Raw genomic sequence first — 11,874 nt, forward strand, 5'->3', positions numbered from 1 at the left:
CCACATGCATCGATTCCGGCAAATAATCGCGCTTCTTTTTCTCGGTTTCGTCCTTTTCTCCGGACAAGTCCTTTCGCAGACACCTGCAAAAGCTCCCGCGAAGGTGAAGGAAGATCCGCGTGTAACAGCCCGCAGGTTCTTTGAGAAAGACACGATACACACCATTCGGATCTACTTCCCTCAGTGCAACTATTGGGATTCGCTGACCTATTACAAGAAGATCTACGACTCGCTGGAAGTTTCAACCTATATGTTGGCCACGGTCATCATCGACGGTAAAAAGATGTATTCCTGCGGTGTGCGATTCAAGGGCGAGTCCTCTTATGAATTCTATCCGGGTAAGAAAAAGCCCTTTCGAATCAAGTTTAACAAATTCGATAAAAAGCAAGATTATCAGGGAATTGAGGAGATTAACTTAAACAACAACTTCAAGGATCCAACCATGATGCGGGAGAAGTTGTACCTCGACCTGATGAACAAATATGACCTGCCGGCACCTCGCTCCTCTTATGCCAAGGTTTACCTGAACGACAAATACTGGGGACTGTACACCCTGACGGAACCGATCGATAACGAGTTCCTGAAAAGCCGGTTCCGCAATGAGGATGGCAACCTGTATCAGGGCGAACCGGTGGCCAGTATGGCATTTCTGGGTAATGATCCGACCAAATACTGGAACCGGTACGTCAAGAAGAACAATCTGAAGCAGAATGACTGGACCGACCTGGTCAAGCTCATTAAACTGATCAACGACTCCACCCTCTCGGATGCGGCCTATGCCACTCAGTTGGACGGGATCCTGGATACGGATAAGATGCTGCGCGCCTGGGCCATCAATAACCTTATCGGGAATATTGATGCCTATAACATCTTTTATCCGCACAACTACTTCATTTACCACGACAGCCTGGATGGACGTTGGAAATGGATCAGTCTGGATGGCAACTATGCCTTTGCCGCCTGGAACCCGATCATGAACCTGCCCCAACTCCAGCGTATGAGCGTCATGGTACCGGATTCGACCCCCTACCGGGATCCTCGTCCGCTGATGGAGCGTACGATCGGAAAGAACAGCTTCTATCAAAAACGCTACCTGAACATCCTGAAAGAACTGGTGAATTCCGATTTTCTTCCGGAACGGATGAACGCGAAAATCGACAGCTTATCGCTCCGGATCCGGGTTTCGGTCTATGCCGACCTGAACAAGATGTACTCAAATGCGGACTTCGACACCAACCTGGAATCGACCCTTGGCGATCCGTTGGACCCGGGTAATTTCATTCCCGGCTTGAAGGCCTACGTTGCCGAGCGCCGACGGTTCATCGAAGCGGAAATCGAGGAGTTGGAACGAAAATTCCGTTAACATCCCATTCCTAAGAAGAAGCGCCCGATCGGCGCTTTTTTTTGGTGAACTTTCCGGATTTTTACGGGTATAATCCCGTACCCAATTCCACCGGTGAACCGTCTTCTTCAAATCAACTGGACCGACCTGCAGTACTCCGCCGACGAGTTCAGCCGGGAAGTATACACCTTCCCGCTGCACATCCGGATACTGATCGGTATCACCCTTACGTTTGTCGTAGTAGTCATCGTGCTGCTGGCCGTTATTCTGGGAAGTCGTATCCACAAGACACGTCGCGCCAGAACCCGGGAGGAGTTACGCAGAAAGTACCAGCCGGTTTTCATGGAACTCCTGTTCGGCAGTGACGAACCGTTTTCCGAACAGGATCCGAAACGATTGTTCGATCCGCTCGACCTTCAGACTCCTTTCCATCAGGAGATCCTGCTGGAAGAGACCATCCATTTGCATGAGAATTTCTCCGGCGAAACCGCCGCGCGCTTAGAACATCTGTTTGTGAAGTTGGGCTTCCACGAAGTATCGAAGCGTCGGTTGCGCGAGAAGCGCTGGGACAAAGTCGCCAAAGGCATGCGCGAACTCTCGCTCATGAATGTCCGTGAAGCGGAGCCCCTGATCAGTCCGTTCCTCAAAAGCAAGAACGATATTCTCCGGAAAGAAGCCAGGGTGGCGCTCGTCAACCTGTCGGTCAAGGATCACTTGTCGTTCCTTTCGCGGGAGACCGAGCCGCTGACCGACTGGGACCAGGCGGTGATCTATTCCATGATGAGCAAAATGCCGGAGCTTTCCATTCCCGACTTCTCCGCCTGGCTGGATTCCAAGAACCCGACCGTAGTCGAGTTCTGCATCAGTATGATCGGCGCGTTTCGGCAGCAGGAATCGTTGCCGATCCTGATTCGTCTCCTGAACGATCCGGTGGAGAAACGCAAGCTGCTGGCGATCCGGGCGCTACGCGAACTGGGAGCAGCAGCTGCGGAGCAACCCCTGCTCGACCTCTACCCTTCCGCCAACAGCGAGATGCGCCGGGAGATCCTGCGTACCCTCGAAGTGATCGGAAGCGAGCGTAGTCTCCAGCCGATCCACCAACTCCTTTTGCAGCCGGTCAGCGACCTGCCCTTGGCCATCCAGGCCGTACGCTCCCTCCTGGCCACCGGCCCGCGCGGCGTACAACTTGTCGAACAACTTTCCGTGCACGGCGATCCCAAGATCCAACAGGTGATCCGTCACGCCAGAGATAAACGCCTCTGATCCGCTATGGGATATTTCTTCTATTACTTCACCAAGTTCGCGGATCACTTCATCCTCATCTACAGCGGATTGTTGTTTGCCACGTACTTCACCCTTTCGGCGCTTTCCGCCCGGGAGATCATGGGGTACATCCGCCGCAACAGCTTCATCGACTACCGGGATATCCTGACCGCGCCTTCGGCTCCGGCCGTTTCGATCGTCGCTCCCGCTTACAACGAATCGAAGACCATCGTCGAGAACGTCCGCTCGCTATTGAACATCCACTATGTCAATTTCGAGGTGATCATTGTAAACGACGGCAGTAAGGACGACACCTTGCAGTTGATGATCGATGCGTATGAACTGGAGCCGGTTCCATACGCCTTCGATGAAACCCTCCACCACAAACCGATTCGCGCGGTTTACAAATCGCGGATCCCTTCCCTCAGCAAGCTTACGGTCGTCGACAAGGTAAACGGCGGCAAGGCAGACGCGCTCAACGCGGGCATCAACGTCTCCCGATTCGACTACTTCGCGGCCATCGACGTCGACTGCATCCTTGAATACGAGTCATTGCTGAAGATGGTCAAACCCTTCATGGACGCGACACCCGATGAGACGGTCATTGCCGTCGGCGGCGTGGTGCGCATCGCCAACTCGTGCGAAGTGACCGAAGGCAAGATCACGGAAGTCAACCTGCCTCACCAAATGATCCCGCGTGTACAGGTGCTCGAGTACATCCGGGCATTCCTCCTTGGGCGTATGGCCTGGAGCCGGTTGAACGGTCTCATCCTGATCTCCGGGGCGTTCGGGATGTTCGACACCCGGATAGTCAAATCCGTAGGCGGTTACACGCACCGTACGGTGGGCGAGGATATGGAGTTGGTCATCCGTATGCGCCGTCATATGGAGGAAAAGAAACGGAAGTACAAAGTGGTCTATCTGCCGGACCCACTCTGCTGGACCGAGGCGCCCTCCAGTTTCAAAGTGTTGGGGAAACAGCGAAACCGCTGGACCCGGGGCAGTGCGGAGACCCTTTGGATCCATCGCAAACTCATCTTCAATCCCCGGTACAATTTTCTCGGGATGATCAGTATGCCGTTCTGGTTCCTCTTTGAATGGCTGGCGCCGATCGTTGAAACCACGGCCTTCCTGTACCTGATCATGATGGCCTTCCTGGGTATCCTGAACGTCGAGTTGTTCATCACCCTTTTTCTCCTCATCTACGCATTCGCGATCATGTACTCGACCGCGGCAATCCTGTTCGAGGAATTGTCGTTTCACCAGTATAAGAAGAAGCGAGACATCATCCGACTCTTGGGTACCGCGTTCATCGAACCCATTATCATCCATCCCCTGACCGTTTATTACGCGATCCGGGGAAACCTGGACCTCATGACCGGGGTCCGGAACTGGGGCGAAATGAAACGGACGGGCTTTGCCAGGAAAAAATAGTCCGGCCGGCCTTGGTGCGGGGTGATTCCATCCAGGCCTCCCGCAGGATCCGCTGCATCATAGGCAGATAGAATTCCCAAAAGAATCGGTTCCGATCGGTCACATCGACCGCATTGTACATGAGGAACTTCATCCCGGTGATCCCTCTCAACTTGGCGAAGCGGAACTTGGTCGGGTTGTCGGCAAAATCGCCACAGAAGTAGTAGAACCGATAGTCGCCCGTCCGGCGAATGATCGCCGGAAAGATCTTGGGGATTCGCTTTTGAACAAGCACCTCATCCCCTGCCGGACTTGTCCCTAAAATGTACTTGGATACGACCGTATTGGAATCACTCAGGTTTTCCATGATATCCATCCAGTAAGGATAGATCAGGACACCAGGCACATTGTATTCCGACTGAAACTTCTTTTCGGTATAGATCTTCGGGATCGCTTCCTTCAATTCCCGTCCCTCTTCGAGTACCAGCACATCACCACTTTCGTGTACGAAGAGCATTCCCGGGTTATTGAAACGCCAGGCTCGGCCATTCTGTTGTCGCCAGGCACGGATGATCCATTTCGGCAGATCAGGATTGTTGACGGTATCCAGGGAAGCGATCCATCGCGCCATCCAACCGGTCCAGTGAACCCGAAACGTTTCTTCAAAATTCCGACGTACGTCCCTGGGTGTGGGGAACCCGATGGAATTGAACTCCACCACGATCGGCTTCTTCCGTTCCTTCATCTTGCGCATGAACTGCATGTCCTTCTCGGACATACCACCGTAGATGCTTTCCGACACCTCGTTCCGATCCCGGTGCCTGTACCATTCATTGCCGAGTACACCGTAGGTATCCGCACAGTACAGCAGATCGGATCGCTCCGCCACGCTGTCGAGCACGGCGTCGTTCATGGTATCGAAGTCACGGATGGCGTACTTCTCGTTCTCGCCGGGGAAGAAACCGTAATAATCCTGGTTGATATCGTAAAACGAGCTGTCGTGCCGGGCGTATTTTTCGTAATCCAGGATCCAGTTGATCGAACGATGCTTGTAGCTGTTGGAGTTCAGGACGGTCTTATCCAGAATGACCACATTCAATACCCGTTTGGGGCTGAATTCCCATGCAATCCGCATCCAGGCCGGGGTGGCGAGCACGAGGATGATACCGATCAGGATCAGACGACTTTTCACGTAAACTGTAAGAAACGACGCGTAAAAGTATTGGAATTCAGCTCCCCGGGCGCAACATCCGGAGGCGTTTTTCCCTAAAAAGATTCACAAAACACTGTTAACACCATGGCGATCACCCGCATATTCGTAGTTGAAGACGATCAGTTCATCGGGAACCTGATCAAAAAGGCGCTGGAGAAGATGGACAATGTCGATGTCACGCATTTCCTGACCCCGGAAGAGTGCCTGCAGCAACTCCACCTCAACCCGGATATCGTCACCATCGACTACCTGCTTCCCGGCATGAACGGATTGGAGTTGATGGCGAAGATTAAAAATTACAATGCTGACATCCATTGCATCATGGTTTCCGGCCAGGACAAACTGGATGTGGTCATTGAGACCTACCGTCAGGGCGCGGTCGATTACATCATCAAGAACGACAATGCGATCGTCAACCTGGAGAATTCCGTCCGCAACCTCGTGAAGACCGTAGGCCTTCGTCAGGAGAATGAAAGCCTGAAAGACCTGGTCATCGACCGGAATAAGTATAACACCATACTCGGCAACAGCGGTTCCGTGATGCGCGTCCTTCGCCTCATCCAGAAGGTCGAGAAGAGCAACATCATGGTACTGGTAACCGGACAGAGTGGAACCGGAAAGGAACTCGTCGCGAAGTCGATTCACTACAATTCCCCACGGGCCCGGAAGCCATTCGTCACGGTCAACATGGGAGCCATCCCGGCCGACCTGATCGAAAGCGAACTCTTTGGTCACGAGAAAGGCGCGTTCACGGATGCCCGTGAGCGACGTATCGGGAAATTCGAAGAAGCCAACGAAGGCACGATCTTCCTGGACGAGATCGGCGAAATGGATCTGCTCATGCAGACCAAGCTGCTGCGTGTATTGCAGGAGAAAGAAGTCACCCGCATCGGAAGCAACAAATCCATCAAGCTGGATGTCCGCGTAGTAGCAGCCACCAACCGGAACCTTGCACACGAAGTGAAGGAAGGCAAGTTCCGCGAAGACCTTTACTACCGTCTTCAGGGTTTTCTCATCCACCTTCCTCCCCTGCTGGAACGCGGTGATGACGTGGTATTGCTCTCGAAGACCTTCCTGAACGATTTCTGTAAGGATAACAAGCTGGGACCAATCACACTCACGAAAGAAGCCGCGAAAGTCCTGATGGAATACAAGTGGCCTGGAAACATCCGCGAGTTGAAAGCCGTCATCGAACGAGCGGCGATCATGTCGGAGAATGCCACGATCCAGCCCGAAGACCTCATTTTCGCTCAATAACACCACTTCTCCTCTCTCAAGAAGCCGGCCTTGTGCCGGCTTCTTCATTTTCCAGTCTGCCCTCCTCCATTTTCCATCTAAACCTTACAGTTGTAAGCATACGCGTTTGCAACGAGGAGCGAATTCCTTCTGATTCCGTATCCCAGTAATTAACGCTGAATTATGCGCAGACCTCCAAGCAGACTCCGCCATCGTGTACGTCAGCGCAGGCGCATGCTCGTCATCGCGTTTGCCGGATTTGCATTCCTGGCCGGTATCGGCCTGACGATCTTTATCCAGACGGCTCGTGTTGACGATACACGCGCCGGAGAACAGACACGTGCGAGCCGGATCGTCACGATTCCGGAAGAGCACTATGTCAACGACCTGGAGATCGCAGCACCGGTCATCCGGAATACCCCGCTTGGTGATGATCAGACCCAACTCGTCCGCATTGCGAAGCCCTTGACCACCGGGGCTGAAAGCCGGAATCAATAACCGATCACGTCCTGATGTTACAACGCACCGGTTTCAAACGTCGCATACTCCGAGTCCTACTCGGCTGTATGACGCTGCTTTGTCACCAGGATGCGTCAGCCATCATCAAGACCAGTCTTATGAGCGGCAACTGGAGCAACCCCGCCATCTGGCTTCCAACCGGCGTTCCGACTGCAGCGGATGACGTCCAGATCCTGACCACCAATACGGTAACGTTGGACAACAACTTCACCGTGAACAGGGTTACCGTCATGGATGGCGGCACGCTCACCTTTAACAGCGGAATGCGGTTGACCATGACGGGCAACTTCACCGTGAATGGCACGTGCACGATGAACCGGGGAGACATCACCCTGTCCTCTCCCGGACTTCAGTTCAATCTTGGGCCGTCCTCCCAGTTTACCTGGGATCCAGGAACCAACGACGCGGTAAATGCAACGCTTTTCATTCGTGGTACAGAAAACTTCGACCCGGGATCAGTACTGATCATTAAGCGCTGGTATAACTATTCCATCCCGCTGGGCGGAATGGTGAGTTGCAACTTCGGCAACCTGACCATCAATACGCCTGGTCCTACAGCCGGCACCATCGCCGAGTGGAACCAGAGCAATTGGTTTCAAACCCGACGCGTTCTTGGCACCTTGACAATCGACCAGGGCTGGATCACACTTGACAAATCCGGCAATATTGGTACGACTTCGTTCGGTTCCATTGTCCTTACATCGGTCAATTCCACGTTTTATGGACACAGTGGTACACATCCCGGGGCCTTTACCATTCAGACCGGCAGCCTGACCAACAACGGCGGCAACTTCTTTGTCCTGCAAAACGGAAACGGTGATGCCGCTCTGCAAGTCAGCGGGAATGTATTCAACATCGGGAATATCAAAATCATTAACAATTCGGGAGTAGCCGGCGTCAGCAATGGCAATGCTCAATTGATCGTAAACGGTTCTTTCACCCAGAATACCGGTGACACACGAATCATCTACAATATCGCCACCACCAACTCCGGCACCTACACCGCGCGGTTCGGGAACCTGATTCTGAATGGAGGAATTTTCTTCGGACAAACGGGCGTGCACACTGCAGGTGGCACGAACCGGCTGGATGTGACGGGACAATTCACCATCCAGTTCGCGGTATCGACGGATAAATTCAGAGGAAGTTCGCTCTCTTCGATTGGCGTCGCCATGAATAACGCAGCATTTGAGATGACGGTGGGTGGTAACATGAGTATCAACGGACCATCGGCAGCGGAGTTCACGAGTAGCGCAGCGTCAGGAAACGAACAGGTTCAACTCAACGGAAATCTCACCGTAGCAGGTCTGACATCGAGCTTCAACTTCGGCACTTCGGCTTCGGCGCATACGGTGAATCTCACCGTGTCGGGCGCTGTGACTATCAGCGGCGGTGTACTGTTCCTCTCCAGAAATAACGGTCCGGTCACTTCCAGCCTTGGAAGCCTTGCCATCAGCGGAGGACAATTGAATGTCAAAGGAGGAACCGGAACCGGAGTGGTCGACATCAACGGAAACTACACGCATTCCGGCGGGTGGTTCCAGCTACATAACAATTCCGGTGCAGGAACCAACGATGCCGTACGCGTAACCGTAGCCGGCGCATTCAATCACTCCTCCGGCACCATACAGTTTGAGAATTACGGTATGCCGACCGGCGTCATTCACCGGCTCATACTCAAAGGATCAACGGCGGACTTTTCCGGGAATGGAATCATGACGAGCGCTTCACCGGGAACGGGCAGCGACTTCGGAGTATTATCATTTGAACGAACCGGCACGATCACTTACCGGAAGACCGGAAATGTGTACTCCATTCAGCAAGTTCTGCAGGAAATCGCAACCGGCTGCACTCTCCGATTATCTGCAGGCCCTCTCCTTATCAGCAGCCAGATGGAAACCGGCGTCTATGCCTTGACAATCGGGGTGAATGCGACCCTGGATGCAGGTAACCAACAGATCAGCAGCAACGGGCTCCAGCCCTACGCTTCGGTATTTCTTGATTCAGCTGCCGTCCTGCGAACATCGAAATCGGCCGGGCTGTACGACCACGGCAATAATGGTACGCTGGACGCGACCAATAATCTGAGTTTCAAGTTGCATCCGTATAGTATAGTCGAATACAATGGCAGCTCCTCACAAGACCTTACAGGGTATTCTGCTTCGCGCACATTAACTACCGATCAATATTACGGCATATTGCGAATCGGGCTCACCTCCGGCGCTTCCGCCAGGGCGAAGTACGACTTCATTCCGGTCAGAACACGCCTGGAACTCGTGAGCGGATCCATTGATCTGGATGGCAAGGAACTTCAATTGATGAGTGGAGACAGCCAGGCCATCACACGAACCGCAGGCGGAATCATCTCCGACGACCACTCCGGCAGCGGTTCCGGCCGGGTTGTGATGAAAGGCATTCAATCGGGGCCTCATCTCTTTCCATTCATCGATGAAAACGGGAGCTACTTACCGGTTATCCTACAACCAACGTCCGGCTTCGGCGCGGATGTGACGATCTCTTCCAATCATACGGCACAGGATAACCGGCCATTCCCCAGTGGACTCTCTACCGTGGCCGTCACAACCGATTTGATTGCCGGCCTATCGACCGATAATCTCATCGACCGGTGGTGGGAGATCACTGCCAGTGGTCTGACGGCGAATGTCTCCTTCTCCTACTCCGCACTTGAGAACACGTTACCGATTGATCTCCGACTATCGTATTTAGGCGTCGTTCGCTGGACCGGTAGCGGTTGGACCCAACCGGCGGGAAGCGGATTGGGCGTGACATTGGGTACCGGTATGGTGACCATGAGCAATGTCAGCACCTTCGGGATATTCGGATTATCGGCGAACAACCTGGCATTGCCCATTGAACTGGTCTCCTTCGAGGCAAAGGCGAAAGCTACGGAAGTAGAAATCACCTGGACAACAGCAGCCGAAGTGAACAACGACTACTTCACCATCGAACGCAGCAAGGACGGCATCGAGTTCGAAGCGATTCAACAAATTGATGGTGCAGGAAACAGTACCAATATTCTGCATTATGGAGTGGTCGACAAAACGCCGAAGTCCGGCACCTCCTATTACCGTCTACGGCAGACAGATTTTGATGGCCGATTCACTTACTCGGAGATCCGGGCAGTCAACGTGACCGGAGATCCTCCGGGGCCGGGCATCCGCATTGAACAAGCCGGACCGAATCCGTTTAATGAACTCTTCCGGGTATTCTACGCAGTCAACGATGCAACCGAAATACAAGTCATGCTCATTGACCCCGCCGGAAAACCGGTGCTGAATGATAAAGTCCTTGCCACTCCAGGCTCAAACACCTATGAGTTCCGTTATGGTTCAGGCTTGCCCAGTGGCACCTATATTTTCCACCTGACCGATGGAACTGAAAGAAGCAGCGTAAAACTCATTAAAAAATAAATGTGACTGTAAGGAATCATCCGGCTTTTCACTCCTTAAGAATGCGATCACTGTAGTTTATATACGTCCCGCCATACCCTAACCCGAACGCAATGAAGAATAAGAGGAATACACGACTTGGCAACAGAACGAGGTTATCCACCCGATTGATTTGGGTCGTTGGAACCTTTTCTGCAGTCCTGCTGATAACGGCCGGGTGGCTGGTATACCTGAACTTCCACAACCTAAGCAAGACGCGAGCGAGCGGAGAAGGTGAAAGTCAGGGTGGGGCCGTGTTGAACAACGGGGAGATCATCACTGAATTTACCTGGGAAAAAGACAGTCCACTGGAGGCTACCCTTGGCCCCGACGCAATCTCCGCCAGTGAGGACGCCCATACCTTCCGCGGTGGACGTGCTTCCACACAAGGTCTCGCAGCCGGTTCCAATGGAAACGATATCAACCTCGAACTTCCAGGCACTGAGCTCTTCGATGTAGAAGGGATCGATGTCAGCATTGACTATCGTGGGACGGAGCCGGAAGGCAGCTTTCTGAGCCGAGGGAATCATTTCAACTTCGGCATCTCGGATGGCTACTTATCCATTCAATACCGGGTCGACAACCGCAAGGGTGGTTTCACGTCCGTTAAGGAGAAGACGACCTACGAACTTCCGAAAGACGAAAACTTCCGAACCTACCGGTTCATCTACTCGCCCACTACAGGCCGCGGCGAGATCTTCGTAAACGGGATGCCGGTCTGGTCAAAAGGGGGGCTGGCGAATACCGTGATGTATTGGAAAGGAGCAGGAAACCTGTATGTTGGTCGCGGAATGAATGGCGGCGGAAAGGACATGGCGATCCTGGACAACCTGGTTATTCGGACAACAGGTACCATATCGCCACTTGCAGAGTCACTCCTTAATTTCTCCCTCGAAGGCAAAGAGAACGGCGTCAACGTACATTGGCTGACGGCTGTCAACGACCAGGTCGCCTATTTTACCGTAGAGCGATCGATCAATGGTCTCGACTTTTCCAAAGTCGGAACGATCAACGTAAATCCGAAGGCGGGAGAGTTGGGTGAATACAATTATCTTGACAAAACACCGATTGGCGAAACGGTCGCATACTATCGCATTCGGCAGACCTTCAAGAACGGAAAATTCGTCAGCCATTCACTGGCAGCCATTCGCACGAAAGCCAGTCGCGATTTCAGCATCGAACGGGTCAGTCCCGTCCCCTTCAATGACAACTTCGAGGTTTCCTACTTCATGCCGAACTCCGGTCGCGTCTGGTTACAATTGACCGATCCAAAGGGAAAAATCCTTTCAACCGAAACATTTGAAGCTCCACAGGGCAAGAACATTCACAGTTTCCGGGACAAGAACAACCTGCCACCCGGCAACTACGTCCTGCACATGATCTATGACAACAAAAAGGTCAGTGCCAACATCACCAAGAGCATGTAACGAGTAAACGAC

The 11,874-nt window shown here is 53.0% G+C and carries 8 protein-coding genes; 7 read left to right on the top strand and 1 reads right to left on the bottom strand.

Annotation, left to right across the window (positions count from 1 at the left end):
• The first annotated feature begins 4 nt into the window (after nt 1-4).
• From IPJ96_11060 to IPJ96_11070, 3 genes are all read left to right on the top strand, one after another.
• Nucleotides 5-1,363, top strand: a complete 1,359-nt coding sequence (locus tag IPJ96_11060; GenBank protein MBK7910872.1) for a CotH kinase family protein — start codon at nt 5-7, stop codon at nt 1,361-1,363.
• A gap of 93 nt (nt 1,364-1,456) precedes the next feature.
• Nucleotides 1,457-2,605, top strand: coding sequence for a HEAT repeat domain-containing protein (locus IPJ96_11065; GenBank protein MBK7910873.1), 1,149 nt, complete (start codon nt 1,457-1,459; stop codon nt 2,603-2,605).
• Nucleotides 2,606-2,611: 6 nt separating this feature from the next.
• On the top strand, nt 2,612-4,039 hold the full coding sequence (locus IPJ96_11070; protein MBK7910874.1) for a glycosyltransferase family 2 protein: 1,428 nt from the start codon (nt 2,612-2,614) through the stop codon (nt 4,037-4,039).
• Here IPJ96_11070 and IPJ96_11075 read toward each other — a convergent pair.
• The gene (locus tag IPJ96_11075) at nt 3,978-5,210 is read right to left on the bottom strand and encodes a hypothetical protein (protein MBK7910875.1); all 1,233 of its coding nucleotides are present in this window, start codon (nt 5,208-5,210) and stop codon (nt 3,978-3,980) included. The genes IPJ96_11070 and IPJ96_11075 overlap by 62 nt on opposite strands.
• Before the next feature lie 111 nt (nt 5,211-5,321).
• On the opposite strand from IPJ96_11075, the gene IPJ96_11080 reads away from it, so the two are divergent.
• The 4 genes from IPJ96_11080 (at nt 5,322) to IPJ96_11095 (ending at nt 11,862) form a co-directional block, all read left to right on the top strand.
• On the top strand, nt 5,322-6,488 hold the full coding sequence (locus tag IPJ96_11080) for a sigma-54-dependent Fis family transcriptional regulator (protein ID MBK7910876.1): 1,167 nt from the start codon (nt 5,322-5,324) through the stop codon (nt 6,486-6,488).
• Between the two features lie 162 nt (nt 6,489-6,650).
• Nucleotides 6,651-6,965, top strand: coding sequence for a hypothetical protein (locus IPJ96_11085; GenBank protein MBK7910877.1), 315 nt, complete (start codon nt 6,651-6,653; stop codon nt 6,963-6,965).
• A gap of 14 nt (nt 6,966-6,979) precedes the next feature.
• Nucleotides 6,980-10,417, top strand: a complete 3,438-nt coding sequence (locus IPJ96_11090) for a T9SS type A sorting domain-containing protein (protein MBK7910878.1) — start codon at nt 6,980-6,982, stop codon at nt 10,415-10,417.
• Nucleotides 10,418-10,509: 92 nt separating this feature from the next.
• On the top strand, nt 10,510-11,862 hold the full coding sequence (locus IPJ96_11095) for a hypothetical protein (GenBank protein MBK7910879.1): 1,353 nt from the start codon (nt 10,510-10,512) through the stop codon (nt 11,860-11,862).
• Nucleotides 11,863-11,874: the final 12 nt, after the last annotated feature.

The organism is Bacteroidota bacterium, assembly GCA_016713765.1.
GTDB classification, from domain to species: Bacteria; Bacteroidota; Bacteroidia; order AKYH767-A; family 2013-40CM-41-45; genus Pollutiaquabacter; species Pollutiaquabacter aromativorans.

Excerpts from the sequence above, each read along its gene's own strand:
- IPJ96_11060 (MBK7910872.1), top strand. The coding sequence starts at position 5 with ATGCATCGATTCCGGCAAATAATCGCGCTTCTTTTTCTCGGTTTCGTC.
- IPJ96_11070 (MBK7910874.1), top strand. The coding sequence starts at position 2,612 with ATGGGATATTTCTTCTATTACTTCACCAAGTTCGCGGATCACTTCATC.
- IPJ96_11085 (MBK7910877.1), top strand. The coding sequence starts at position 6,651 with ATGCGCAGACCTCCAAGCAGACTCCGCCATCGTGTACGTCAGCGCAGG.
- IPJ96_11090 (MBK7910878.1), top strand. The coding sequence starts at position 6,980 with ATGTTACAACGCACCGGTTTCAAACGTCGCATACTCCGAGTCCTACTC.
- IPJ96_11095 (MBK7910879.1), top strand. The coding sequence starts at position 10,510 with ATGAAGAATAAGAGGAATACACGACTTGGCAACAGAACGAGGTTATCC.